We start from the raw sequence: 25386 nt of genomic DNA, 5'->3' as shown, positions 1-25386 counted from the left end.
TTGCCGGTGAAGATGTTGACCTGCTTGAGGTCGTCGTAGCTCATGTGATCCGACTCGATGTTGAGCGGCTTGTCGCGGTCGGCGCGTTCGGCATGGGCGAGCGGCGACGCGAGGGCGCCGAGCATGGCGAAGGCGGCGGCCAGTGCGCGCAGGCGACGCAGCGACAGGGAGACGGGGCGCGGTTGGCGGCGATCGGTCATGGGGTCTTGGGGCCCGGTTTGGTCTGGAGTGGCGCGCTCGGCGCGGCGGCCGGTGCCGGGCGATTGCCGCCCAGTTCCGCCGGCTGGATCGTGCCGTGAACATTGCCGAGCAATTGTACGGCGCGCGAGATGTTATTGAAAATCATGCCATCGCCGTACATCACGGAAGCACCGCGGAACAGCTGGACTGGCAATTCCGTGCGCACGATGTCGTCGTTGACGAGCACCTGGAAGTGCTGGGACAGCGCCCGCATTTGCGGATCGCGCGGTCCGGCCTGACGTACCACGACCGCGTCGTCGTACAGATCGACGACGGACATGTCGGCATTGAGCGTGCCGCGTTTGCTCGTGGCGGTCACTTCCGGTTGATTCGGCGTGAACGCGCGGACGGCGGGCATGGTCATGGCCGTGGTCTGGTCGTCCTCGTAATGCGTCATGTGCACGGCATTGACGCGGTATTGCGTGAGGCCGGTCGCCGACAGGGTGGAGATCACCATGTCGTCGGCGAAGTAATCCGGAATGTGCTGCTTTACATACGGCGCGCGGTCGGCGTCAGACGGCAGCGTGCGTTGCACGAGCCAGTAAGTGCCGGCGGCCAGGCCGGCCAGCACGACGATGGCGACCAGCGAAGCGGGTGAGAGGCGTTGAGTGGCCATGGATGATCGGCTTCCTCGACGCGTCAGGCGAGCGCGTCGGCGAGCAGGGCGTCGTAACGTCCCTGGGCACGCAGAATGAAGTCGCACAGCTCGCGCACGGCGCCTTCGCCGCCGCGCGTGGCGGCAACCCAGTGGCAGCGTGCCCGGACTTCGGCATGGGCATTGGCCGGGCAGGCGGCGAAGCCCACGCGGCTGAGGATCGGCAGATCGGGCCAGTCGTCGCCGATATGGCCGCAAACCTCGCTCGTCACTGACACCTTGGCGCACAGGTCTTCGAATGCGGCGCGTTTGTCCTGCACGCCTTGATAGACGTGTGCGACACGAAGATCGGCCGCGCGTTTGGCGACGATCTCGGACTGGCGTCCGGTGATGATGGCCGTGACGATGCCGACCTCGGCGAGCAGCTTCAGGCCGTGGCCGTCGAGCGAATCGAAGGTCTTGATGACTTCCCCGGCCGGTCCGTAGCGCAGGCCGCCGTCGGTGAGGACACCGTCGACGTCGAACACCATGACACGCAGGCGAGCGGCGCGCGCAGCGGCGTCGGTCACGTCGGTCGCATCAAGCGGGGCGGAACGAGTGGGTTGGGCGATGCTGGGCTGATTCATGGGCAAGCGGCTCACACGACCTTGGCGGCGAACAGGTCGTGCACGTTGAGCGCACCGACGAGGCGGTCGTTCTCGGTCACGAGCAATTGCGTGATGCCGAAACGTTCCATCAGTTCGGCGGCTTCGGCGGCGAGTTGATCGGGGCCGATGCTGCGCGGTCCGGCCTTCATGACGTCGGCCAGCGTGAGCGTGGTGAAATCGAGCGTACGCTTGAACAGGCGGCGCAGGTCGCCGTCCGTGAAGATGCCCACAACGCGATCGTCGGCATCGACAATGGCCGTCATGCCCAGACCCTTGGCGGTCATCTCCAGCAGGGCATCGGACAGGCTGGCATCGGCGCGCACGCGCGGAACGCGCTCGCCGGTGCGCATGACATCGCGCACGAACGTCAGCAGACGTCGACCGAGCGCGCCGCCCGGATGCGACCGGGCGAAGTCCTCGGCGCCGAAACCGCGCGCGTCGAGCAGCGTGACGGCAAGCGCATCGCCCAGGGCGAGAGCGGCCGTGGTGCTGGCGGTCGGTGCGAGGCCCAGCGGGCAGGCTTCTCTGTCGACGTGCGCGTCGAGGTGCACGTCGGACAGGCGCCCCAGGCTGGAGGCGGCGTTGCCGGTCATGGCGATGAGCTTCGCGCCGATGCGCTTTATCATCGGGAGAATGCTGACCAGTTCCCCCGTCTCGCCGGAGTTGGACAGGGCGACAACGACGTCGTCGGTCGTGATCATGCCCAGGTCCCCGTGGCTGGCTTCGGCCGGGTGAACGAAGAAGGCGGGTGTGCCGGTGCTGGCGAACGTGGCGGCCAGTTTGCGGCCGATGTGGCCCGATTTGCCCATTCCGGTGACGACCACGCGCCCGCGGCAGGCGAGCAGCAGAGAAATCGCTTCGAAGAAGCTGTCGTCGAGGTGCGCGGAGACGCGTTCGATGGCGTCGGCTTCGGTGCGCAACACCTCCCGGGCGACCTCGAGTGCCCGGCCTGGATTGATTTTCGCTATCATGCGCGGAGTATATCAAAACGCACGCGGCGCCGAGGACAGCCGCGCCAGGCTTGGACCTGCACCGTTCGAGACCACCCAGGAAGCGGCCCGGTGCCTCGTCGGAGACCACTGCGCCAACGCTATCTGGCACGGCACTTGCATAGCAAGTACCGCGTTCGGTCAAACCGCCAGCATTCAGATTCACTCAGGAAACCCACCTTAGCCGATGGCATCACCGCTCGAACTCACTCTTGTCCTGCTGTTTGCCGCCTGTGTCGGGGTGGTGTTGTTCCGCATGCTTCATCTGCCGCCGATGCTCGGCTACCTGAGCGTGGGCATCGTGATCGGCCCGCACGCGGTCGGGCTGGCCGCCGACACGCAGCGCGTGCAATACCTCGCGGAGTTCGGCGTTGTCTTCCTGATGTTCTCCATCGGCATCGAATTTTCGCTACCGAAGCTCAGGACGATGCGCCGGATCGTGCTCGGGCTGGGCGTATCGCAGGTCATGGGAACGCTGCTCGTGGCGGTGGGACTGGGGGCGCTCGTCAACCTGTTCTGGTCGTTCTCGTGGCAGGCATCGGTGGCGCTGGGCGGCGCGTTGGCCATGTCCTCGACGGCCATCGTCACCAAGATGCTGGCGGAGCGGCTGGAACTCGAGACGGAGCACGGCCGCAACATCATGGGGGTGCTGCTGTTCCAGGATCTGGCAGTCGTGCCATTGCTGATCGTGATCTCGGCACTGGGCGGCAACCCGAAGGCGCTGGTCCTGGCACTGTCGCTGGCCGCGCTCAAGATTAGCGGGGCGCTCGCGCTGCTGCTCTGGATTGGCCAGAAACTGGTCGGACGCTGGTTCCACATCGTGGCAGCGAGGCGCTCGCAAGAGCTGTTCATGCTCAATCTGTTGCTGCTCACGCTCGGATTGGCCTACGTCACCGAGAACCTTGGCCTGTCGATGGCGCTTGGCGCGTTCATTGCCGGCATGCTCATCGCCGAGACGCCGTTCCGCCATCAGGTGGAAGACGACATCAAGCCATTTCGCGACGTGCTGCTGGGGCTGTTCTTCATCACGACCGGCATGCTGCTCGATCCGTCCATCGTGGCGCAGCAGCCGCTGCTCGTGCTGCTGTTCTTCGTTGGCCCGCTGGTCGTCAAATTCACATTGATCGCGGGGCTTGCGCGCCTGTTCGGCAGCCCGCCCGGCACGGCGATCCGCACCGGCCTGGGCCTGGCGCAGGCGGGCGAATTCGGTTTCGTGCTGCTCAATCTGGTGATCGACAGGCACCTGCTCGACCCGTCGCTTTCGCAAGCCGTGCTCGCGGGCATGCTGCTCTCAATGCTGTGTGCGCCGTTTCTCATCATCAACGCCGACCGCATCGCGCTGCGCTTCGTCGCCAATGAGTGGATGATGCAGTCGTTGCAGATGACCAAGATCGCCACGCAGAGCATCAAGACGTCGGGTCACGTCATCATCTGCGGCTACGGCCGGTGCGGCCAGAATCTGGCGCGCATGCTCGAACAGGAGGGCATCGGCTATGTGGCACTCGATCTCGACCCCGATCGAGTGATGGAGGCGGCCAGCTCCGGCGAGACGGTCGTCTTCGGCGACGCCGCCCGGCGCGAGGCGCTGGTCGCGGCCGGGATTCACCGCGCCGCCGGCATCGTGGTGACCTACGACAGCACCCCGGCCGCGTTGAAGGTGCTCTCGCAGGTGCAGGCGCTGGAGCCGACATTGCCGGTGGTCGTGCGCACGGTCGACGACACCCACATGGACGAACTGATCGCGGCGGGCGCGACCGAAGTCGTGCCCGAGATCGTGGAGGGCAGCCTGATGCTGGCATCGCATGCGCTGGTGCTCCTGGGCGTGCCGATGCGCCGCGTGCTGCGCCGGGTGGCGCAGGCGCGTAACGAGCGTTACAGTCTGCTGCGGGGTTACTTTCACGGCCTCGACGACGAGGACGAGGGCGGCGAGCGCGAGCAGGTCAGACTGCAATCGGTGCCGCTCACGCTTCACTCGGACGCGGTCGGGCGCACGCTCGGCGAACTCCGGCTCGACAAGCTCGGCGTGACGGTCACGGCCATCCGTCGGCATGGCATTCGCGGGGTCGAGCCGGTGTCGGAGACGCGTCTGATGGCCGAGGACATCGTGGTGCTGCGCGGATTGCCCGACAAGCTGGTCGCGGCCGAGGCGCGTCTGCGCGGCCACGAATAGACGACCACTAGTCGACGGCCAGACCGTGAAGCGGGCGCGCTGTCGGGGCGTGCTGCTGGGGCGTGCTGATGGGGCGTACGTCGTGCGCCGGGTGGCACTGCCCGCTCGGTCGCGGGGCGTCGGGCGATTTTTGGCATAATGTGGCGTGTTTTCCCTCAGTATCCCAAGAAGGATCCCCGTGCAGATCGACGAGTCCCCTGCCGCCTATATCAAGAGCCAGATTCGCACCGTGCCGGACTGGCCCGCGCCGGGCGTGCAGTTTCGCGACATCACCCCGTTGCTCAAGAACCCGCGCACCTTGCGGGTGCTCATCGATGTGTTCGTGCACCGCTACATGACGCAGCGTCCGGATTACATCGCGGGTCTCGACGCGCGCGGCTTCATCCTCGGCTCGATCCTCGCGTACGAATTGAACATCGGCTTCATCCCCATTCGCAAGAAGGGCAAGCTGCCCTATCAGACGGTCGCGGAGGAGTACGAACTGGAATACGGCAGTGCAACGGTCGAGATCCATGCCGATGCCTGCGGCCCGGGCGACCGCGTGCTGCTCATCGACGATCTGGTCGCCACGGGCGGCACGATGCTCGCCGGCAAGAAGCTGCTGGAGCGCCTGGGGGCAACGGTCATCGAAGGGGCTGCCATTGTCGACCTGCCGGAACTGGGGGGCTCGCGCCTGATTCGCGCCGCCGGATTGCCACTGTTCCTGCTGTGCTCGTTCGAAGGCCATTGAACCCGGTTGCCTGAGCGGACGCTTTGCCGCGTTCCCACCCCTGATCATCCCCATTACCCCACTTCGGACACGCCGATGCCCAATCTCTGGCTGTTCTTGCTGACCTCGGTGGCGATCACGCTTGCGCCGGGGCCGGACAACATGCAGGTCATCGCGCGCGGCATTGCGCAGGGCCGTCGGGCGGGGCTGGCTGCGGCCGCCGGTTTCACGTCGGGATGTCTCTTCCACACGAGCGTCGCGGCCATCGGCCTGGCCGCCGTGCTGCGTTCGTCGCCGTGGGCCTTCGAGGGGATCAAGCTCGCGGGGGCCGCCTATCTGATCTGGATCGGCATCAAGGCGATACGCGCGCGCGGCGCGCTGGCGTTGGCCAACGAGGCCGCGCCGCAACCGCTCGGGGCCGTCTTTCGTCAAAGCGTGCTGGCGAATATGCTCAACCCCAAGGTCACATTGTTTTTCCTGGTGTTCCTGCCCCAGTTCGTGAGTGCCGACACGGCCCATCCGGGCGCGCAGATGCTGTTGCTCGGCCTGGTGTTCATGGCGCAGACGATTGTCGTGTTCAGCGCGTACGGATGGTTCGCTGGCGTGCTGGGCACGTGGCTCAAGCGACGCCCCGGGGCAGGGCGCTGGCTCGACCGTGTCGCCGGCGTCATCTTCATCGGCCTGGGCTTGCGCGTTGCGCTACAGGCATAGGACGCACGCGCGCCCTCGCATGAGTGGCAGCGGCCGCGCCGATGCCTTCCAGGAATTCGTAGTCCCACCGACATTGCCAGATCATGCTTGCCGAACAACGCCAACAGTACGTGCTTGAACAACTTGCCAAGACCGGGGCCCTCGCGATCAGCGATCTCGTGCGTGAGCTGGGGGTGTCGCGCGAGACGGTGCGCCGCGACCTCAACACGCTCGCCGCGCGCGGGCTGCTGCTCATGACGCACGGCGGCGCGCTGGCCGCCGATCGCAGCGAACCCGACTGGACGCTGCGCGAGAACGTCAACGCCGTGGGCAAGCGGGCCATCGGCATGCGCGCGGCGGAACTCGTACCCGATGGGGCGTCGGTGATCATCGACTACGGTACGACCACACGGGCGGTGGCGCAGGCGCTGCTTGCAAAGCACCGGTTGCGCATCTACACGAACGACTGGCAGATCGCGCGATTGCTGGGCCGTCATCACGACAATCAGGTGACACTGCTCGGCGGCGAGCTGCAGGACAACGAAGATGCCGTGCAGGGCTGGGATGCCATCAACCAGATATCGCAATACCATGCCGACTTCGCATTCATCGGCGTGGGCGGCGTGACTGAGGACGGTGGCATTACCGACTTCAACCGCGCGGCCGCCGAGCTTCGCGCGCGCATGCTGCTGTGTGCGAACATCTCGGCCGTGGTGGCGGACCATACCAAGTTCGGGCGCGTGACGCCCGTGCGTATCCGCCATTTCGAGGCGGCCCGCTACCTCATCAGCGACGCCGCGCCGCACAAGAGCATGCTGGCCCAACTGCGCGCTCGCGGCCCGGAGCTCCTCATCGCGTAAATGTGTAGACAACATCGGCGCTCGACCCCGAGGCCGATGACGTCACGCCCCGTTCGGCGTGACGTCGGCGCGCGCGCATCCCTGCGTGCCGTGGCGCAGAAAACGTTGTTAACTCATTGACCCAATAAGGATTTTTAACGCCCATCGAAAAGCTCATCGATTGTCACTGTCTTGTCATCGGCACTTCTTAGACTGCTGTCACTTTTGGCACAAATTGCCACAAAACAGCTAGTCGAGCGATGCGGGCGACGTGCTCCCAGCCTGGGGCGCGGTTAGCGGGAATGCATCGGATCCGACCGGCGAGTCGATTGACAGGTGACCCGTGGACGAAGCAATTCGAATCGAGCGACTGACCAAGACTTTCGGGGGCGGCCGCCGTGCGCTCGACGAGGTGGCGCTTACCGTGATGCCGGGCGAAATGGTCGCCCTGATCGGGGCGTCGGGCTCGGGCAAGTCGACGCTGATGCGTCACATGGCGGGTTTCGTGGCGGCCGATCTGCAACCGGGCGGTATCGACATACTCGGTCGTCCGATTCAGCGCGACGGCCGCATCGTGCGCGAAGTGCGCCAGATTCGTCGCGACATCGGCTTCGTCTTCCAGCAGTTCAACCTGGTGGGCCGCATGCCGGTGATGACCAACGTGCTGACGGGTCTGCTCGCGCGCGTGCCGCTGTGGCGCAGCCTGCTATTCCGCTTCACGCCGGCCGAGCGTCAGGCCGCGATGGCGGCGCTCGCGGAGGTCGGCATCGCCGATCTGGCGTTCCAGCGCGCCAGCACGCTCTCGGGCGGTCAGCAGCAGCGCGCGGCGTTGGCGCGCACGCTGGTGCAGGGCGCGAAGATCATTCTTGCGGACGAACCGATTGCTTCGCTCGATCCGGAGTCGGCCCGCAAGGTGATGGACATGCTGGCCCGCATGAACCGCGATCACAAACTGACGGTCGTTGTCTCGCTGCATCAGGTGGATGTCGCCATGCGTTACTGCGTGCGAACCGTCGCCCTGCATCAGGGACGCGTGGTGTATGACGGCCCGTCCGCGGCGCTCACGCCCGACCTGCTGCGCCGTCTTTATGGCGTGCAGGCAAGCGAACTGCTTAACGACCGCGTTGACCCGGTCGATCACGTTGACCATGTGGAAGGCGCCGACGACAGCGACGCTGCCGACGCTTCTCCGCGCACAGCCGGCCCCGCGCCGGCCAATGCGCAAGCCCCATTCCTCACCTCGATGTCCCTCAGTCTGACCTGACCAGGAGCTTGCTCTCATGAAACTTTGGAAAACCCTGCTGGCCGGCGCGGCCATGCTTGCCTCGGTGGCGGCAGTGCACGCGCAGGAAATCAATTTCGGCATCATCTCGACCGACTCGAGCGCGGCACTGCGCCAGCGTTGGCAGCCGCTGATCGACGACATGGAGAAGCAAACCGGCATCAAGGTGACGCCGTTCTTCGCCACCGACTACGCCGGCGTGATCGAAGGCATGCGCTTCAACAAGGTGCAGCTCGCCTGGCTGGGCAACAAGGCCGCGATGGAAGCCGTGGACCGCTCGCAAGGTGAAGTCTTCGCGAAGATCATGTACGCCGACGGCACCGAAGGCTACTACTCGCTGCTGATCGCGAACAAGGCGAGCCCGTACAAGACGCTCGACGACGTGATCAAGAACGGCAAGAAGATCAACTTCGGCCTGGGCGATCCGACCTCGACGTCGGGCACGCTGGTGCCGGGCTACTACGTGTTCGCGAAGCACAACATCGATCCGCGCACGTACTTCAAAACCGCGCGCAGCTCGAATCACGGCGCGAACCTGATGGCCGTGCTCAACAACCAGGTCGACGTGGCCACCAACAACACCGAAGAAATTGACAAGCTCGAGGCAACGCAGCCGGAGAAGGCCAAGCAGGTGCAGGTGATCTGGAAGTCGCCGCTGATCCCGTCGGATCCGCTGGTGTGGCGCAAGGACCTGCCGGATGCGACGAAGAAGAAGATTCGCGACTTCTTCCTGGCGTACGGCAAGGACGCACATGAGAAGGAAGTGCTGAAGAACATCTACAACTACGGCGGCTTCCGTGCGTCGAGCAACGCGCAACTGCTGCCGATCCGCCAGCTCGAGCTGTTCAAGCAGAAGCAACAAATCCAGTCGGATGCCAACCTCGATGCCGCCAAGAAGCAATCGCAATTGACCGACATCGACAGCAAGCTCGCCGCGCTCGATCAGGAAATGAGCAAAACGAAGTAAGCGCCTGATTGCCTGGGCGTGGAACGACACAATGTCACAGGGCGGCGCACGGGCGTTGCTCTGTGATCGGTGACGGCGGGCCAGGTCATCTGGCCCGCCGTCACCTCTGATGACCTCTGTGGTCCGATGATTTTCCGGTCGATGCTGCACCGGCTTGCCTTGTGGTACACGACATGAACACCAGCGTATCCCTCACTGCAAATGGCCGCCTGCCGGGCGAGCCGCCCAAGCGCTCATGGCTGACGTTGATCGGCTGGGGCGCATTCTTCCTGATCCTGGTGTGGTCGTGGGGCGGCGCCGATATGCGTCCGCTCGATCTGATTCGCGATTCCGGCAACATGAGCCAATTCGCGCACGATTTCTTCCCGCCCGATTTTCACGACTGGCGCGTGTATGTCCACGAGATGCTCGTGACCATTCATATCGCTGTCTGGGGCACGGTGCTCGCCGTGGTGTGCTCGATTCCGATGGGGTTGCTCTCGGCGTCGAACATGGTGCCGGCGTGGGTGTACCAGCCGGTGCGTCGCGTGATGGACGCCTGCCGCGCGATCAACGAGATGGTCTTCGCGATGCTCTTCATCGTGGCGGTAGGGCTTGGCCCGTTCGCCGGGGTGTTGGCGCTGTGGGTGCATACGACGGGCACGCTCTCGAAGCTGTTCGCCGAAGCGGTCGAAGCGATCGATCCGCGCCCGGTCGAAGGTGTGCGGGCCACCGGGGCGCGCGCGATCGATGAAATTCTTTACGGCGTGCTGCCGCAGGTCATGCCGCTGTGGATCTCGTACACGCTGTACCGCTTCGAGTCGAATGTGCGTTCGGCGTCGGTGGTCGGCATGGTGGGCGCGGGCGGCATCGGCGTGGTGCTCTACGAAGTGATCCGCAGCTTCGAGTACGCGCAGACCTGTGCCGTGATGCTCATCATGATCGTGGTCGTCACATGCATCGACGTGTTTTCGGCCCGTGTGCGCAAGCATGTGATCTGATCGTCCCGCCGCGTCCATCGCGTCAATCCGCAAAGGGCACTTGGGTGCCCTTTGTTTTTCCTGACGGCAGCCGCTTCGCGCCGGCGCCGAGTCCCGCACAGCGGCCAATGTCGATCGCCTGGGCCGTGACGCCGTTCCCGGCGCGCAGCCAAACCGGAGCCTCCCCATGCCCTCAGCCTTGCCCACTCAAGCTCGCGTCGTCATCGTCGGTGGCGGCATCGTCGGCTGTTCGGTCGCCTATCACCTCGCCAAACTGGGATGGACGGACGTCGTCCTGCTGGAGCAGGGACAGTTGTCGTGCGGCACGACGTGGCACGCGGCGGGGCTGGTCGGCCAGTTGCGCTCGCAGGAGAGCATGACGAAGCTCATCCGCTATTCGACGAAGCTCTACAGCGAACTGGAAGCGGAGACGGGGCTCGCCACGGGCTGGAAGGCATGCGGGTCGTTGTCGGTGGCCCGCACCCAGGCGCGCATGACGCAACTCAAGCGCACGGCGGCGGTGGCGCGTGCCTATGGCGTGCAGTGCGACGTCGTCTCGCCGCGCGAGGCCGGCGACCTCTGGCCGGCGATGCGCACTGACGATCTCGTCGGCGGGGTGTGGCTGCCGGGCGACGGCAAGGCTAACCCGACCGATCTCACGCAGGCGCTCGCGCGCGGCGCGCGCAGCCGTGGCGTGCGCATCGCGGAGAACACGCGCATCACGGAGATTCACACGGCGTCGCCTGGCGGGATTCGCACGGCGACGGGGGTGTCCTGGTGCAATAAAGACGGCGAAAGCGGACGCATCGACGCGGAGATCGTCGTGAACTGCGCGGGGCAGTGGGCCAAGGCCGTGGGTCGTCTGTGCGATGTGAGCGTGCCGCTGCATTCGGCCGAGCATTACTACATCGTGACGGAACGGATCGCGGGCGTGCATCCGGATCTGCCGGTCATGCGCGACCCGGACGGCTACATCTACTTCAAGGAGGAAGTCGGCGGTCTCGTGATGGGCGGCTTCGAGCCGAACGCCAAGCCGTGGGGCATGAACGGCATTCCCGAGAATTTCGAATTTCAACTGCTGCCCGACGACTGGGACCAGTTCGAGATCCTCATGGAGAACGCATTGATGCGTGTGCCCGCGCTCGAGACGGCGCAGATCCGGCAGTTCTACAACGGCCCCGAGTCGTTCACACCGGACAACAACTTCATGCTCGGCGAAGCGCCCGAGCTGCGCAATTTCTACGTTGGCGCGGGCTTCAATTCGATGGGCATTGCGTCGGCCGGCGGGGCCGGCATGGCGCTGGCCGAGTGGATCGTCGCGGGCGAGCCGACGATGGACCTCTGGCCCGTCGACATCCGCCGCTTTGCTCGATTCAACGGCAACGATACCTGGCTGCATGATCGCGTGAAGGAAACGCTCGGCCTGCACTACGCTATGCCGTGGCCAAATCGCGAACTGGACACGGCGCGGCCGTTCCGTCGCTCGCCACTGTACGCGACGTTGCTCGCCAAAGGCGCCTGCTTCGGCAGCAAGATGGGCTGGGAGCGGCCGAACTTTTTCGCGCCGTCGCCGGAGCAGGCGACGATCGATTACCGCTTCGGTCAGCAGAACTGGCACGCGTGGAGTGCCGCGGAGCATCGCGCGTGCCGTGAGGCCGTCGCGCTGTTCGACATGAGTTCATTCGCGAAACTGCTCATCAAGGGCCGCGATGCCGAGCGCGTGCTGCAAGCGTTGTGTACCAACGACGTGGCCGTGCCACCCGGGCGTACCGTCTACACGGGGATGCTCAACGAGCGCGGCGGTTACGAATCGGACTTCACACTCACGCGACTCGCGCCCGATCAATACCTGATGGTCACCGGTTCGGCGCAGACGACCCGTGACATGGACTACCTCGAACGGCGCATTGCCCAGCAGCCCGACGATCCGCGCTGTACGGTCGTCGACGTCAGCGGGCAATACGCGGTACTGGCGCTCATGGGACCGAATTCCCGCGCGCTGTTGCAGCGGGTGTCGCGAGCGGATTTTTCCAACGAGGCGTTTGCGTTCGGTACGAGCCAGGAAATCGATCTCGGCTATGCCACGGTGCGTGCCACGCGCCTGACCTACGTCGGCGAACTCGGTTGGGAGCTGTACGTGCCCGTCGAGTTCGCGGTGGGCGTCTATGAAACGCTGCACGCGGCGGGCGCTGCCTTCGGGTTGAAGGATGCGGGCTACTACGCCATCGACTCGCTGCGTATCGAGAAGGGCTATCGTGCCTGGGGACGAGAACTGACGCCTGACACGAACCCGGTGCAAGCGGGGCTGACGTTCGCCTGCAAGCTGGCCGGCGGTCTCCCGTTTGTCGGCCGCAAGGCGGTCGAACTGGCCAAATCGACGGGGGTACGCCGCAGGCTTGTGAGCGTTGTGCTCGAAGGGGCGAGCGACAGAATGCTCTGGGGCGGTGAGGCGCTGCTTCGCAACGGCGAGCCGGTCGGCTTCCTGTCGTCGGCCGCGTATGGGCACACGATCAATGCGCCCGTCGGGCTCGCCTATCTGACGAATCCCGACGGCGTCGTGTCTGTCGAATACGTGGAAACGGGCCGCTATCAGGTCGATCTCGCGGGCGATCGGCTCGACGCCCGAGTGCAACTGCGCGCGCTATACGACCCGACGGGCGAGCGCGTGAGCGCTTGAACGGGCGAGCCTGTCGCGGTGGGGCGCGACGACGATGCAGGCCGCCGCGACACCGGAGGCGGGCGGACTCGCCGCCGCTTCTGTAAAATGCCGCTTTTGCCTCGATTTCGCGCGTCTCCGACGGGGGCGCGTCCGGTCTCTGACGTATGCCTTTTGCTTGTATTGCGGCGGCGCGCCGCTTCGACGACACCGCGCATCTGCCGCTCGTGATCGGTTCGCAGCGTTATGGGTGGGTTCGCCGTCGCGACGCCGAGTCGCTGTGCCGTTGGCCCGACGTGTTCGAGATCAGTTCACTCGCGGTGCGGATTCATCCGCGCCACGATACCTGCGAAGCGCGCACGGCGGCGCTGGCGCCGGTGATCGAGGCGCTGGCGGCCGAGGGACTCATCACGGGTTGGCGCAATGAGCGCTATGCCATCCGGCAACGGCTCTATGACGCGCCGCTCGCGTGGATCGAACGCGCGGCCTCGCGCTTTTTCGGCACGCGCACGTTCGCCGTGCATGTGAACGGCTACGTGCCGGCCCGCTTCGTGGGCGAAGCACCGAAGCTCTGGATTGCGCGGCGCAGTGTGCTCAAGGCGACCGATCCCGGTTGTCTCGACAATACGGCCGCCGGGGGCATCGGCAATGGGATTGGCGTGGGCGACACGCTCGTCAAGGAGTGCTGGGAAGAGGCCGGCATTCCGGCCCATCTGGCGAACGACGCGCGGCCTGGCCGCACGCTGCATATCCTCGCGGAAATTCCGGAGGGCGTGCAGTCCGAGCAGATTTTCGTCTACGATCTCGCGCTGCCGCGCGGCTTCGTGCCCGAGAATCAGGACGGCGAGGCGAGCGCGCACTGGCTGTGCTCGGCCGGCGACGTGCGCGAGGTGATCGCGCACGGCAAGATGACCGTCGACGCGAGCCTCGCCAGTCTCGACTTCCTGCTGCGCGAGGGCGCCATTCGCACCAAGGACTGCGCCGGAATCGAGGCGTTGTTCAAGCCGGCGGACGAATGATCGAGGCCATTGGACGCACGTCCATCGATACCGATTTCAACACTGCAACGACATTGCAAGCCTTTGCCCAGGAGCAATCATGGCACCGATCGAAAATAGCTACATTCTGAAGTTGTCCTGCCCGGACCGTCCTGGCATCGTCCACGCGGTGGCCGGTTTCCTGGTCGAGCGCGGCGGCAACATTCTCGACTCGGCCCAGTTCAACGATCGCTTCACCGGCGGCTTCTTCATGCGCGTGCATTTCCAGCAACTGCCGGGCCAGAGCGATCTGGTCGCGTTGCAGCGCGACTTTGCCCCGCTCGCCGTGCAGTATGAGATGCAATGGGAGTTGGTCGACGCCGCGATCAAGCCGCGCGTGATGCTCATGGTCTCGAAGATCGGTCACTGCCTTAACGATCTGTTGTTCCGCTACAAGACGGGCCAGCTCAACATCGAAATCCCGGCCATCGTCTCGAACCACAAGGATTTCTACCAACTGGCCGCGAGCTACAACATTCCGTTCCATTACCTGCCGCTCATGAACGCAACGCCCGAATCGAAGGCGGCGCAGGAAGCGAAGGTGTATGAACTGGTGCAGGACAACGACATCGATCTGGTGGTCCTCGCGCGCTACATGCAGGTGTTGTCCAGCGATCTGTGCGAGAAGCTCGCAGGCCGCGCGATCAACATTCACCATTCGTTCCTGCCGAGCTTCAAGGGCGCGAAGCCGTACTATCAGGCGTTCGACCGTGGCGTGAAGCTGATCGGGGCGACGGCGCACTACGTGACGTCCGATCTCGACGAGGGTCCGATCATTGAGCAGGAAGTCGAGCGCGTGGACCACACGATGGACCCGGAGCAACTGACCGCCATCGGGCGCGACGTGGAATGTGTGGCGCTGGCGCGCGCCGTGCGTTATCACGCCGAGCATCGCATTCTGCTCAACGGCCACAAGACAGTGATCTTCCGCTAAGCGACGCGCTAGGTGCGCCGCGCCAGCTCACTGCCGGCATCGCGCGCAAGCCGCGCAATCGAAATCGTCGAACTCACGGCAATCAGCCCGACCACCAGGAACGCCCACGGGAAGTCGACGTCGATCACATGATCGCGCCCGTGCAGCCACGACGACGTCTGCAACACGGCGGCGCCGATGGTGATGCCCAGCGTGAGCGACACCTGTTGGGCGACGCTGGCCAGGCTGGTTGCCTGACTCATGCGCGGCGCCGGCACGTCCGCGTATGAAATGGCGTTCAGGCTCGTGAACTGCAACGAGCGGAAGCATCCGCCAAACAGCAGCGTGCCGAGAATCACCAGATGCGACGTCTGCGCGGTGAACAACCCGTAGCCGCCGAGCGTCGCCGACGCGATCAGCGCGTTCGTCATCAGCACGCGGCGAAAACCCCAGCGTTGCAGAATGCGTAGCGAGAGCGTCTTCATGAACATCGCGCCCGCGGCCGAGATGAACGTGAGCGCGCCCGATTCCATTGGCGTCATCCCGAAACCCAGTTGCAGCATCAGCGGCAGCAGGAATGGCGTGGCGCCGACGCCAATGCGAAACAGCGTGCCGCCCGCGACACCGGCGCGGAACGTGGGGATGCGAAAGAGGTCGAGCCGCAGCAGCGGATGCGCGAGCCCCTTCGCATGACGCAGGTAGGCCACGAGCAACGCCGCACCGATGGCGACGAGTCCCAGCGCGAGCGACACAGGGATCAGATGGCGGCCGATGGTGGACAACCCCAGCATCAGGATCGAGAGTCCGAGGCCCGACAGCACGAAGCCCCGGATGTCGAGCGGCGGCACGTCGTCCTCATAAAGATCGGGAATGTACTTCGTTGCAAGAACGAAGCCGAGCACGCCGATGGGGATGTTGATGTAGAAGATCCAGCGCCAATGCCAGTACGTGGTGATGAAGCCGCCAAGCGGCGGGCCGAGCACCGGGCCGACCAGCGCGGGGATCGTGAGGTAATTGAGTGCGCGCACCATGTCGCGCTTTTCCACGGACTTGAGCAAGGCGAGGCGTCCCACCGGCACCATCATCGCACCGCCCATGCCCTGGATGAAACGCGCGATCACCAGTTCCGGCAGCGTGCTCGAGATGCCGCAGCAGATCGAGCCAAGCACGAACACGCCGATGGCCGTGCGAAAGACATTGCGCGTGCCGAAACGATCGGCAATCCATCCGCTGATCGGAATGAAGACCGCGAGGCTGATGAGGTAGGTCGTGAGCGCGAGCTTGAGCGTGATCGGGCTCTCGCCGAGATCTTGCGCAATCAACGGCAACGAGGTGGACAACACGGTGGAATCCATGTTCTCCATGAACAGCGCGCAGGCAACGATCAGTGGAACAAGCATGAGGCATGACGTTGCCGTCGCGGCAACCGGGTAAGCAAACGAAGAACGACTCGACACACGAGCGGCGGTGCGTCAGCGGGGGGGCAATCGATAACACGGCGGTGCGCCGGTCATCGCAGGCTCGATGGCGGCGCAGTGAGGGTTATAGCAAACTTCTCCGCGGTCCGTGCCGGTCGCGTGCAGCGCCAGGCGTCATGCGGGTTTTCACGGAGCCCGCGCCGGGCAACATCGTTTTGGAGGGTGGAATGCGGTGTTGCACCACAATACGTTGTTGCATCTATCGAAACACGCGATCGATCGTTGCATGCTGGCGGTTGCAGCGACGCCGGCAACGACACCAGCGTCGATGCCCTCGCAGGCGTTCGAGCCTATCGCGATGTCAGGAAGTCGCGCAGCACGTCGAGGTGCGTGCGCGCATCCTCCTCTTCCAGTCGATGGGCTGCGGTGAGCAACGTGATGGGGCCTTCGGTCAATCGCGTGCGCAGGTCTGTGAGCGTGGCGTTTCGCTCGGCGTCGAGCGTGGCGAGTTCATCCAGATAGCGTTGGCGGAATTCGTCGAACTGCTCGGGATGCTGGTGAAACCACTGGCGCAGCGGCGTGCTCGGGGTGGCGTCCTTGGCCCAGAAGTCGATTTGCGCCTTGGCCTTGGCGAGACCGCGGGGCCAGAGGCGATCGGCGAGCACGCGTTGGCCGTCGGTAGCTTCGGGGGCGTCGTATACCCGCTTGAAGCGAATCTCGGGAAGTTTGGCGCCGCGCTTGCGAGCGGGGTTGGCTTTGACCGGCGGGGCGGCGTCAGGTGTCTTCGGCGACGGCATAGGCGGCGACCTCGGAGCGTGGGAGCGCAAGCGCGCGACACCCGAGAGCTTACCCGAGGCGCCCGAGGCCGGCGAGTGCCGCGCTCGTTCGGCGACGCCGAGTTGCGTCGCCGAACGTGAGGGCCGTCGAGAGCGCCGCGCCCTGCATGCGTCGGCGTCGGCGGCCACCCCATCACGCTGCGCGCGTGAGGGGCGCGACTTGCCGAATGCCGAGCGACGCCAGCGACTGCCCGATCGCCGTGACGACGTTGTGCATTTCGTTATCGTCCACGGCGCCAATGCAGCCCACGCGAAACGTGTCGATCTGCGTGAGCTTGCCGGGGTAGAGGATGTAACCCCGCTCGCGAACCGCCGCATAGAACGTCTGGAAATCGTACTTGCTGTCGGCGGGCGCGTGGAACGTCACGATCACGGGCGACTGAATCTCCGGCGCGAGGAACGGCCGGAAGCCCAGCGACGCCATCCCCTCGACCAATGTCCGGCAGTTCTTGCGGTAGCGTTCGCCGCGAGCCGGTTGGCCGCCCTCGGCGAAAAACTGATCGACGGCCGCGCGCAGGGCCGCGACCACGTGCGTCGGCGGGGTGAAGCGCCATTGCGTGGTCTTCTGCATGTATGCGTACTGGTCGTGCAGGTCCATCGCCAGCGAATGGCTGTTGCCGCCGCTCGCTTCGAGCACTGACCGCCTGGCGATCACGAAGCCCATGCCCGGCACCCCTTCCAGGCATTTGCCGCTCGCGGCGACCAGCGCGTCGAATGGCATCGATCGCACGTCGATGTCCAGCGCGCCGAACGAACTCATGGCATCGACGATCAGCCCTTTACCGTGCCTCTGGCAGACGTGTGCAATATCCGCGAGCGGATTGAGGACCCCCGCGCCAGTTTCCAGGTGGACCTGAGCAACGTGCGTGATCGACGGATCGAGCGTGAGCGCTTCGTCGATCGCGATGGCACTGGCCGCCTGATCGTCGGGAATGGGCAGGGCGACGGCGTCGCGCTCGAGATAGCGACAGATCTTGAGCAGGCGCTGGCAGTACGCGCCGTTGTCCGGCACGAGAATGCGTGCGTCGCGCGGCGTGAGCGTGCCGATGGCCGCTTCGACCGAGAACGTGCCCGAGCCTTGGAGCGGGACGCAGACATGCGTGTCGCCGCCCTGCACGATGTCCACGAGATCGCGGCACAGCGACGCGGTGACGCGGTTGAACTGCGCGTCCCACGAGCCCCAGTCGCGCAACATGGCCTGCCGCGTCGCCGGCGACGTGGTGAGCGGGCCGGGGGTGAGCAGAATCGGTTCCTGACCAAGAATCATGACCGCCTCCTATCAAGCGGGAAAACAAGCTGCGTTCGGTGAACACCTCGGCGAGGCGATGTGTTGCATATTATTGGCAAATTATGTCGTTTTATTGAAACCCTCGAGATATTGTCATCTGTTCGTCAAATACCTCAAATAGTATGGAAATCGTTGATTAGGATAGGGTTTTGTCGTCGCTGTGCGCAACATTGTTCAACGGTTCTGCGCAATCTCCGGGAAATGGCGAGTGCAATTTGTTGACAATCTACAAATCGTTGTGCTTGAATAGCCAACAACACAAATAGTCGCGTAACGCCACAAATTGCCAATGATCGGCGCGGAAGCGATTTGTGCCGTTGCGGGATCGCGTCGCAGGATGACGCCAGCGTTCGGAGAGAAGGAAGACCGGTATGAACCCAAATCCCACGTCGCCCTCGGCGATCGAGTTGTTACAGAGCCAGTCGCTGACCACGCTTGTCCAGCACGAAATCGAGCGTCTCATCATGGCGGGTGCCCTTACGCCCGGCACCAAGCTCAACGAGATCGAAGTGGCCGGCCGTCTGGGCGTGTCGCGCGGTCCGGTGCGCGAAGCGTTTCGCGCGCTCGAAGAAGCGGGGCTGCTGCGCACCGAGAAGAATCGGGGCGTGTTTGTGCGCGTTATCTCGCTAGAGGAGGCCGAAGAGATCTACACGCTGCGCGGCGTGCTCGACGAATTCGTGGCGCGCACGCTGGCCGAGTCGATCACCTCGGCGCAGCTCACCTGTCTGCGCGAGTCCGTCGAGGCTATGCACATTGCGGTAGAGGCGGGCGACAGCGAGGCGTATTGCCGGCTGAACCTGGCGTTTCACGACGCGCTCGTCGAGATGGTCGGCAATCGCAAGTTAATTGAAACCTACCGGCGCCTGGTCAGGGAGCTGAGCCTGTTCCGTCACGAAGCGCTGACCGGCGATACGTCTGCGCCGCCGCAGTCGGCGCGTGAGCATCGCGACATCGTGAGCGCGATTGCGTCGCGCGACCCCGAGCATGCGGCGCAAGTCACGCGCGAGCATCTGTCGCGAGGCCGCGCGCGCATTCGCGAGGCCCTTGCGCGGGCACCTGGCGCCGCCGCGCAGGCGAAGGCCGGCTGAAGGACCGTGAACGGTTTGTATTGCTGAATACCCGGCCGCCGGGTGCGTGCTGCCGCGAGGGCGACACCGTCGGCCATTTACCGAATTGCGCTTGAGGAGACCCGACGTGAACCCGTCCGTACAGATCGAAGTGAACGGCCGCCAATACCGGTTGCCGCAACAGCCGACCGTCATCGTCTGCGTCGATGGCTGCCAGTTCGAGTATCTCGAAGCCGCCGCTGCTGCCGGCGTCGCCCCGTACCTGAAGCACCTGCTGGCGGACGGTGCGGTATTCCAGGGCGACTGCGTCGTGCCGTCGTTCACCAACCCGAACAACCTGTCGATTGTGACCGGCGTACCCCCCGCCGTGCATGGCATCTGCGGCAATTACTTCTTCGACCCGTCGGCCGATGGCGGTCGCGGCGCGGAAGTCATGATGAACGATCCTGCCTACCTGCGCGCGGGCACGGTGCTTGCCGCCGCCGCCGATGCGGGGGCGAGCGTGGCGGTCGTGACCGCGAAGGACAAGCTGCGCAAGCTGCTCGGCCATCGCATGACGGGCATCTGCTTCTCGTCGGAAAAGGCGGACCACGTCACGCTCGCCGAGAACGGCATCGACGACGTGCTGGGACTCGTCGGCATGCCGGTACCGGACGTCTACAGCGCGGCACTTTCCGAGTTCGTGTTCGCCGCCGGGGTGCGCCTGCTGGAGACGCGTCACATCGACCTGATGTATCTCTCGACGACCGACTACGTTCAGCACAAATGGGCGCCGGGCACGCAGGGCGCGAACGATTTCTACGCGATGATGGACGGCTATCTGCGTCGCATGGACGCGCTGGGCGCCGTCATCGGACTGACGGCCGACCACGGCATGAACGCCAAGCACGATCCGGCGACTGGCCGGCCCAATGTCATCTATTTGCAGGATCTGCTCGACGACTGGCTCGGCAAGGGCGTGGAAGCCGGCGGCGCGCGGGTGATTCTGCCGATTACCGATCCCTACGTGGTGCATCACGGCGCGCTCGGCTCGTTTGCCACGATCTATCTGCCGCAGGACGTGGATCGCGACGCCATGCGCCGGCGCATCGCCGCGATGCCCGGTATCGAGGTCGTGCTGAGCAACGCCGAGGCATGCGCTCGCTTCGAACTGCCGCCCGACCGCGTGGGCGACCTGGTCGTTGTGAGCGATCAGTCGGTCGTGTTGGGCACGAGTGCCAGCCGTCACGATCTGACCGGACTCACGGTGCCGCTGCGCTCGCATGGCGGGATCTCGGAGCAGACGGTGCCGTTGCTGTTCAACCGCAAGACCGGCGGCATTCCGGGCAAGGCGCGGTTGCGCAACTTCGACATTCTCGACGTGGCACTCAATCACGTCTGACGCGGTACCGCAACGCCTTTGCCCTGTGAGCCCGCGGCGTGCAACCCAGAACGGTTGCGTCGCCGGGCCCCGACCCGTTGGACACGCTGTGGAGAACCCCATGAATGCGCCGCACAAGCTGCATCCCCAGTTCCGCGCCGAAGCGCTTCGCATCGGCGGCGAGAAGGTGACCCGCGATCGGATCATCGAAATCTTTAATCCCTACTCGGGCGATCTGGTGGGCACGGTGCCGAAAGCCTCGCTCGACGACGTGCGCCGCGCGTTCTCGATTGCGAAGCAGTATCGCTCGACGCTCACACGCTTCGAGCGCGCCAACATTCTCGATAAGGCCGCCGCGTTGCTGCGCGAGCGCACGGTCGAGGCGGCGGCGATCATCACGATGGAATCGGGGCTGTGCAAGAAAGACGCCGTCTACGAAATCGGCCGCGTGGCCGATGTGCTCGGGTTCGCCGCCGGCGAAGCGCTCAAGGACGACGGACAGGCGTTCTCGTGCGATCTCACGCCGCATGGCAAGAAGCGCCGCGTTGTGACGCAGCGAGAGCCGCTGCTCGGGGCCATCTCGGCCATCACGCCGTTCAACCACCCCATGAACCAGGTGGCGCACAAGGTCGCGCCGTCGATTGCGACCAACAACCGCATGGTGCTCAAACCGTCGGAAAAGGTGCCGCTTTCGGCCTACTACCTGGCAGACACGCTTTACGAAGCGGGTCTGCCGCCGGAGATGCTGCAAGTCGTGACCGGTGATCCGATGGAGATTGCCGACGAGCTGATCACGAACGAGAACATCGACATGATCACGTTCACCGGGGGCGTGTCGATCGGCAAGTACATTGCGTCGAAGGCGGGCTATCGTCGCATCGTGCTCGAACTCGGCGGCAACGATCCGTTGATCGTGATGGAGGATGCCGATCTCGATCGTGCGTCCGATCTGGCGGTGCAGGGGTCGTACAAGAATTCAGGCCAGCGCTGCACGGCCGTCAAGCGGATGCTCGTCCATCGCGACATCGCGGCGCAGTTCACCGATCTCGTGGTGGAAAAGACCCGCGCGTGGAAGTACGGCGACCCGGCCGACGGCGCCAACGACATGGGCACGGTCATCGACGAAGCGGCCGCCCGCCTGTTCGAGGCACGCGTGAACGAAGCGGTGTCGCAGGGTGCACGCTTGCTCGTGGGCAACCGGCGCGAGGGCGCGCTGTACTCGCCGACCGTCATCGATCGTGTCGATCCGAAAATGACGGTCGTGCGCGAAGAGACCTTTGGGCCGGTGTCGCCGATCCTGACGTTCGGCAGTATCGACGAAGCCATCGCCATCTCCAACGGTACGGCATTCGGTCTGTCGTCCGGCGTGTGCACGAACCGCCTCGATTATGTGACGCGCTTCACCAACGAACTGCAGGTGGGGACGGTCAATATCTGGGAAGTGCCGGGCTATCGCATCGAGTTGACGCCGTTTGGCGGCATCAAGGATTCCGGGCTCGGCTACAAGGAAGGCGTGCAGGAGGCGATGAAGAGCTTCACCAACACCAAAACGTTCACGTTGCCGTGGGGTGTCTGAGGTAGGTGATCGACCGCGCAAGGGGCGCCCGCCGACACGGTCGAATGGGGCGAAAAGCCGCGTTTCGCGGCGCTTCGGCTCAGGCTGTTCCCCTTGCGCAACAAGGCTTGGCGGAATCAGGGCAAAAATTGTGACAAATTGATGACACGATTGTTGCGCTGATAATTTTGGTGTACGGTGTTCCGATTGGGGATACGCATGACGCGTGAACTTCATACGCATCCCGACGCCAGTGTTGGACTGACGCGGGATGCCGGTTTGGCAAACCAGTGTGCGCGTCATGTTGGCGGCGCAGGGCGCTGCCGGTCCCGTCGACACAATGATCACGGAACACTGGCATGCTGACACTCCTTAACCTGCTTTCCGGCGTTGCAATGCTGATCTGGGGTACGCACATAGTGCGTACCGGGGTCTTGCGCGTCTACGGCGCCGATCTGCGGCGCATTCTGTCGCACAGCATTTCGAATCGATTCCTCGCGTTTGCGGCAGGCTTGCTCGTCACGGGACTCGTGCAGAGCAGCAACGCGACGGCGCTTATCGTCTCGTCGTTCGGTGCACAGGGCCTGATCGCGCTCGCACCCGCGCTGTCGATCATGTTGGGGGCGGACGTCGGTACGGCGCTGATGGCGCGAATCCTGACGTTCGATCTGCATTGGCTTTCGCCGTTGCTGATCTTCTTCGGCGTGGTCTTCTTTCTGTCGCGCAAGCAGACGCGCGCTGGCCAGATCGGCCGCGTGGCCATCGGGCTCGGGTTGATCGTGCTGGCGTTGCAATTGATCGTGAACGCGACCACGCCGATGACCGAAGCGGCGGGCGTCAAGGTGTTGTTCGGGTCGCTGACCGGCGATGTGATGCTCGACACGCTGATCGGTGCGCTCTTCGCGATGGTGTCGTATTCGAGTCTGGCGGCGGTGCTGTTGACGGCGACGCTGGCATCGTCGGGCGTGATTTCGCTCAAGGTGGCCTTGTGCCTCGTGATCGGCGCGAATCTGGGCAGCGGCATGCTCGCGATGCTCACGTCGGCCGGGCAGAATGCGGCGGGCCGTCGCGTGGTCTTCGGCAGCCTTGTGTTCAAGCTGATCGGCTGCCTGATCGTGCTGCCGTTCGTCGACTATGCGCCGGCGCTGGTGAGCTGGCTCTCGGATGCCCCCGCGCAAGCCGTCGTCAATTTCCACGTGCTCTACAATCTGGTGCGATGCGTGGTGTTCCTCGCCTTCACCGAGCCGATGGCGCGCCTGTGTGTGCGTCTGCTCTCGGAACGGCCGGAGGTGGACGGCGTGATGCGTCCTCGCCACCTGGATGAGAGCGCGCTGGAGATGCCGTCGGTGGCGCTGTCCAACGCGACACGCGAGACGTTGCGCATGGGCGACATCGTCGAGCAGATGCTCAATGGGTTGCTCGAAGTCATTCGCAGCAACGACGTGGCGCGCGCGAGAGAGACACGCCGGCTCGACGACGACGTCGACCATCTCTATACCGCGGTGAAGATGTACCTGACGCGCGTGTCGCGCGAGAACCTGAGCGAGCAGGACAGTCGCCGCTGGACGGACATCATTTCGCTCACGATCAATCTGGAGCACGCGGGCGACATCATCGAGCGCATGGTGACGGAGGTCGAGGAGAAAAAGATCTCGCACAAGCTGTCGTTCTCGGAAGCGGGGTTGCAGGAAATCTGCGACATGCACGCGCGACTGGTGACGAACCTGCAACTGGGGCTCTCGGTGTTCCTGAACACCGACCTCCGGAGTGCGCAGCGGCTCATGGCCGAGAAGGAGAGCTTCCGCGATCTGGAGCGCGCCTATTCGTACACGCACTTGAACCGTCTGGCGGGCCAGTCGGTGCAGAGCATCGAGACGAGTTCACTGCACCTGGACATCATCAGCGACATGAAGCGTTTGAACTCGCTGTTCTGCTCGACGGCGTATCCGGTGCTCGACGATGCCGGTGCGCTGCGCAAGAGCCGCATGCGGGACAAGCCGAAGGACGGCAAGGACGCGAAGGATACAAGGGATTCGAAGACGCCCAAGGAATCGAAGGCGTCGACGCTGGCGGTACTGGCCGATGTCGCGACGGCTGCCGCCGCCGGTGTTCGCGACGACAACGAGAGTTCACACGATGGCCCTGAGCCTGCCGGACATCCGCACCCTGTTCGATAACTTCGGTTCGCTTGCTTACAGCGGCGAGCCGGTCACGCAATTGGAGCATGCGCTGCAAAGCGCGGCATTGGCCGAGAGCGAAGGCGCCGACGAGGCGCTGGTGGCCGCCAGTTTCCTGCACGATCTCGGTCATCTGCTCAACCTTCAGGGCGAAACGCCCTCTGAGCGCGGCATCGACGATCTGCATCAGTACTTCGCCCTGCCTTTCCTGCGCCCGCTGTTCAGCAACGCGGTGCTCGATCCCATTCGTCTGCACGTGGATGCCAAGCGCTGTCTGTGCGCGGTCGATCCCGATTACTTCAGCAAACTCTCGGTCGATTCGGTGCGCAGTCTGGCGTTGCAGGGCGGGGTGTTCAGCGATGACGAGGCGAAGACGTTCCTGGCTCGCGAGCATGCCGAGGCGGCGCTGCGGCTACGTCGCTGGGACGACCGCGCGAAGGTCGCCGGCATGCCGACGCCATCGCTCGATCACTATATGAAATTGCTGGCGCGGGTAACGCTTCAATGAGGCAGGCGTGCGCGCCAGCCTGCGGGCAGCAGCTTCAGGACCGCCGCGCGTGACGGGTGCCAGAAGGCGGACAGGAGCAACAGGGCGCCGCCGACCACGACGGCGACAACCGCCAACGCATGCGTGTTCTCCGAGGTCACGAGAAGGTTGAGCATTGCCGTAATCACATACAACAGCGACGACATCATCAGGGCGCGACGGTCGATCGCGAGCGAAATTCCCGTGAGCAAGACGAAGAATGCGATGGCGCCGACGGCGTGATCCGGCATGAGCGCCCAGAAGATTGGATGCGTGACCATGCAGGCGGCGAGCAGATGCAGCCAGAACGCGACGTCTGAGCGAAAGGTCGTGCGCTTGGGGTCGCGGGCGTCCCATCGCAATGCCCAGACGAAGATCGCGAGACCGCCGACGATGGTCACGGCGCGCAGGGCGTCGATGAGGTTCTCGCCAAGAATCACGACGAAGAGCCAGGTCAGGAAAACCA

General features: G+C 64.5%; 22 protein-coding genes and 1 pseudogene. 15 read left to right on the top strand and 8 right to left on the bottom strand.

From position 1 onward, the window contains the following. The 4 genes and pseudogenes from A985_RS24500 to A985_RS0106770 form a co-directional block, all read right to left on the bottom strand. Positions 1 to 200 (bottom strand): annotated as a pseudogene (locus A985_RS24500) (lipopolysaccharide transport periplasmic protein LptA); the annotation flags it as partial. Next, positions 197 to 856 carry an LPS export ABC transporter periplasmic protein LptC gene (gene lptC / locus A985_RS0106780; RefSeq protein WP_017232645.1) on the bottom strand — a complete coding sequence of 220 codons (660 nt, stop codon included), beginning with the start codon at positions 854 to 856 and terminating at the stop codon, positions 197 to 199. The gene lptC and the pseudogene A985_RS24500, both read right to left, overlap by 4 nt. Positions 857 to 879: 23 nt before the next feature. Next, positions 880 to 1365, bottom strand: coding sequence for an HAD family hydrolase (locus A985_RS0106775; protein ID WP_051060087.1), 486 nt, complete (start codon positions 1363 to 1365; stop codon positions 880 to 882). 107 nt (positions 1366 to 1472) lie between these two features. Further along, positions 1473 to 2453, bottom strand: a complete 981-nt coding sequence (locus A985_RS0106770) for a KpsF/GutQ family sugar-phosphate isomerase (RefSeq protein ID WP_017232643.1) — start codon at positions 2451 to 2453, stop codon at positions 1473 to 1475. 205 nt (positions 2454 to 2658) lie between these two features. Between A985_RS0106770 and A985_RS0106765 the strand changes: the two genes are divergently transcribed. The 10 genes from A985_RS0106765 to purU all read left to right on the top strand — a co-directional run bounded on the left by A985_RS0106765 (position 2659) and on the right by purU (position 14714). Continuing rightward, positions 2659 to 4641, top strand: a complete 1983-nt coding sequence (locus A985_RS0106765) for a monovalent cation:proton antiporter family protein (RefSeq protein WP_017232642.1) — start codon at positions 2659 to 2661, stop codon at positions 4639 to 4641. 178 nt (positions 4642 to 4819) lie between these two features. Beyond that, entirely contained in the window at positions 4820 to 5371 is a 552-nt protein-coding gene (locus A985_RS0106760) for an adenine phosphoribosyltransferase (protein WP_017232641.1), read from the top strand. A gap of 75 nt (positions 5372 to 5446) precedes the next feature. Then, a complete protein-coding gene (locus tag A985_RS0106755) occupies positions 5447 to 6061 on the top strand; it encodes a LysE family translocator (protein ID WP_017232640.1) in 615 nt (204 codons plus the stop codon). A gap of 83 nt (positions 6062 to 6144) precedes the next feature. Next, positions 6145 to 6900, top strand: a complete 756-nt coding sequence (locus tag A985_RS0106750; RefSeq protein WP_017232639.1) for a DeoR/GlpR family DNA-binding transcription regulator — start codon at positions 6145 to 6147, stop codon at positions 6898 to 6900. Between the two features lie 322 nt (positions 6901 to 7222). Then, positions 7223 to 8143 carry a phosphonate ABC transporter ATP-binding protein gene (gene phnC, locus A985_RS0106745; RefSeq protein ID WP_017232638.1) on the top strand — a complete coding sequence of 307 codons (921 nt, stop codon included), beginning with the start codon at positions 7223 to 7225 and terminating at the stop codon, positions 8141 to 8143. 16 nt (positions 8144 to 8159) lie between these two features. Further along, on the top strand, positions 8160 to 9128 hold the full coding sequence (gene phnD, locus A985_RS0106740; protein WP_017232637.1) for a phosphonate ABC transporter substrate-binding protein: 969 nt from the start codon (positions 8160 to 8162) through the stop codon (positions 9126 to 9128). Between the two features lie 173 nt (positions 9129 to 9301). Further along, on the top strand, positions 9302 to 10108 hold the full coding sequence (gene phnE, locus A985_RS0106735; protein ID WP_017232636.1) for a phosphonate ABC transporter, permease protein PhnE: 807 nt from the start codon (positions 9302 to 9304) through the stop codon (positions 10106 to 10108). Positions 10109 to 10274: 166 nt separating this feature from the next. Beyond that, on the top strand, positions 10275 to 12764 hold the full coding sequence (locus A985_RS0106730) for an FAD-dependent oxidoreductase (protein WP_017232635.1): 2490 nt from the start codon (positions 10275 to 10277) through the stop codon (positions 12762 to 12764). A 146-nt stretch (positions 12765 to 12910) separates the two neighbouring features. Further along, the gene (locus A985_RS0106725) at positions 12911 to 13762 is read left to right on the top strand and encodes an NUDIX hydrolase family protein (RefSeq protein ID WP_017232634.1); all 852 of its coding nucleotides are present in this window, start codon (positions 12911 to 12913) and stop codon (positions 13760 to 13762) included. 79 nt (positions 13763 to 13841) lie between these two features. After that, complete coding sequence (gene purU, locus A985_RS0106720) at positions 13842 to 14714, top strand: formyltetrahydrofolate deformylase (protein WP_017232633.1); 873 nt, start codon at positions 13842 to 13844, stop codon at positions 14712 to 14714. Positions 14715 to 14722: 8 nt separating this feature from the next. On the opposite strand, the gene A985_RS0106715 is transcribed toward purU, so the two are convergent. The 3 genes from A985_RS0106715 to A985_RS0106705 form a co-directional block, all read right to left on the bottom strand. Further along, complete coding sequence (locus A985_RS0106715; RefSeq protein ID WP_017232632.1) at positions 14723 to 16093, bottom strand: MFS transporter; 1371 nt, start codon at positions 16091 to 16093, stop codon at positions 14723 to 14725. Between the two features lie 368 nt (positions 16094 to 16461). Beyond that, positions 16462 to 16908, bottom strand: a complete 447-nt coding sequence (locus tag A985_RS24495; RefSeq protein ID WP_017232631.1) for a DUF488 domain-containing protein — start codon at positions 16906 to 16908, stop codon at positions 16462 to 16464. Between the two features lie 172 nt (positions 16909 to 17080). Further along, the gene (locus A985_RS0106705) at positions 17081 to 18214 is read right to left on the bottom strand and encodes a 2-aminoethylphosphonate--pyruvate transaminase (protein ID WP_017232630.1); all 1134 of its coding nucleotides are present in this window, start codon (positions 18212 to 18214) and stop codon (positions 17081 to 17083) included. Between the two features lie 392 nt (positions 18215 to 18606). Here A985_RS0106705 and A985_RS0106700 point away from each other — a divergent pair, with 392 nt between their 5' ends. From A985_RS0106700 to A985_RS0106680, 5 genes are all read left to right on the top strand, one after another. Next, positions 18607 to 19323: a phosphonate utilization associated transcriptional regulator gene (locus tag A985_RS0106700; protein WP_017232629.1), complete on the top strand. Its 717-nt coding sequence runs from the start codon at positions 18607 to 18609 to the stop codon at positions 19321 to 19323. A gap of 106 nt (positions 19324 to 19429) precedes the next feature. Beyond that, complete coding sequence (gene phnA, locus A985_RS0106695) at positions 19430 to 20683, top strand: phosphonoacetate hydrolase (protein ID WP_017232628.1); 1254 nt, start codon at positions 19430 to 19432, stop codon at positions 20681 to 20683. A gap of 100 nt (positions 20684 to 20783) precedes the next feature. Further along, complete coding sequence (phnY, locus tag A985_RS0106690) at positions 20784 to 22238, top strand: phosphonoacetaldehyde dehydrogenase (protein ID WP_017232627.1); 1455 nt, start codon at positions 20784 to 20786, stop codon at positions 22236 to 22238. A gap of 338 nt (positions 22239 to 22576) precedes the next feature. Then, positions 22577 to 24394 (top strand): Na/Pi cotransporter family protein, encoded by a 1818-nt coding sequence (locus tag A985_RS24490; protein WP_083902213.1) that lies wholly within the window; start codon positions 22577 to 22579, stop codon positions 24392 to 24394. Beyond that, complete coding sequence (locus A985_RS0106680) at positions 24354 to 24902, top strand: phosphonate degradation HD-domain oxygenase (RefSeq protein ID WP_017232625.1); 549 nt, start codon at positions 24354 to 24356, stop codon at positions 24900 to 24902. The genes A985_RS24490 and A985_RS0106680 overlap by 41 nt, the downstream gene beginning before the upstream one ends. Here A985_RS0106680 and A985_RS0106675 read toward each other — a convergent pair. Beyond that, the coding region (locus tag A985_RS0106675; protein ID WP_198288665.1) for a hypothetical protein at positions 24896 to 25386 on the bottom strand (491 nt) is incomplete at its 5' end. The two genes, A985_RS0106680 and A985_RS0106675, sit on opposite strands and share 7 nt — an antisense overlap.

Source organism: Pandoraea sp. B-6 (assembly GCF_000282835.1).
Classification (GTDB): Bacteria; Pseudomonadota; Gammaproteobacteria; order Burkholderiales; family Burkholderiaceae; genus Pandoraea; species Pandoraea cepalis.
The sequence above is the reverse complement of the archived record's forward strand: the minus strand, read 5'-3'. Positions and strand labels throughout refer to the sequence as shown.

Bases quoted from the DNA above. Each gene is read 5' to 3' on its own strand.
- A985_RS0106730 (WP_017232635.1), top strand. From the start codon at position 10,275: ATGCCCTCAGCCTTGCCCACTCAAGCTCGCGTCGTCATCGTCGGTGGC.
- A985_RS0106770 (WP_017232643.1), bottom strand. From the start codon at position 2,453: ATGATAGCGAAAATCAATCCAGGCCGGGCACTCGAGGTCGCCCGGGAG.
- phnY (WP_017232627.1), top strand. From the start codon at position 20,784: ATGAATGCGCCGCACAAGCTGCATCCCCAGTTCCGCGCCGAAGCGCTT.
- A985_RS0106705 (WP_017232630.1), bottom strand. From the start codon at position 18,214: ATGATTCTTGGTCAGGAACCGATTCTGCTCACCCCCGGCCCGCTCACC.
- A985_RS0106750 (WP_017232639.1), top strand. From the start codon at position 6,145: ATGCTTGCCGAACAACGCCAACAGTACGTGCTTGAACAACTTGCCAAG.
- phnE (WP_017232636.1), top strand. From the start codon at position 9,302: ATGAACACCAGCGTATCCCTCACTGCAAATGGCCGCCTGCCGGGCGAG.
- phnD (WP_017232637.1), top strand. From the start codon at position 8,160: ATGAAACTTTGGAAAACCCTGCTGGCCGGCGCGGCCATGCTTGCCTCG.
- purU (WP_017232633.1), top strand. From the start codon at position 13,842: ATGGCACCGATCGAAAATAGCTACATTCTGAAGTTGTCCTGCCCGGAC.
- A985_RS0106680 (WP_017232625.1), top strand. From the start codon at position 24,354: ATGGCCCTGAGCCTGCCGGACATCCGCACCCTGTTCGATAACTTCGGT.
- A985_RS24490 (WP_083902213.1), top strand. From the start codon at position 22,577: ATGCTGACACTCCTTAACCTGCTTTCCGGCGTTGCAATGCTGATCTGG.
- A985_RS0106765 (WP_017232642.1), top strand. From the start codon at position 2,659: ATGGCATCACCGCTCGAACTCACTCTTGTCCTGCTGTTTGCCGCCTGT.
- A985_RS0106755 (WP_017232640.1), top strand. From the start codon at position 5,447: ATGCCCAATCTCTGGCTGTTCTTGCTGACCTCGGTGGCGATCACGCTT.
- lptC (WP_017232645.1), bottom strand. From the start codon at position 856: ATGGCCACTCAACGCCTCTCACCCGCTTCGCTGGTCGCCATCGTCGTG.
- A985_RS24495 (WP_017232631.1), bottom strand. From the start codon at position 16,908: ATGCCGTCGCCGAAGACACCTGACGCCGCCCCGCCGGTCAAAGCCAAC.
- A985_RS0106775 (WP_051060087.1), bottom strand. From the start codon at position 1,365: ATGGTGTTCGACGTCGACGGTGTCCTCACCGACGGCGGCCTGCGCTAC.
- A985_RS0106725 (WP_017232634.1), top strand. From the start codon at position 12,911: ATGCCTTTTGCTTGTATTGCGGCGGCGCGCCGCTTCGACGACACCGCG.
- A985_RS0106715 (WP_017232632.1), bottom strand. From the start codon at position 16,093: ATGCTTGTTCCACTGATCGTTGCCTGCGCGCTGTTCATGGAGAACATG.
- A985_RS0106700 (WP_017232629.1), top strand. From the start codon at position 18,607: ATGAACCCAAATCCCACGTCGCCCTCGGCGATCGAGTTGTTACAGAGC.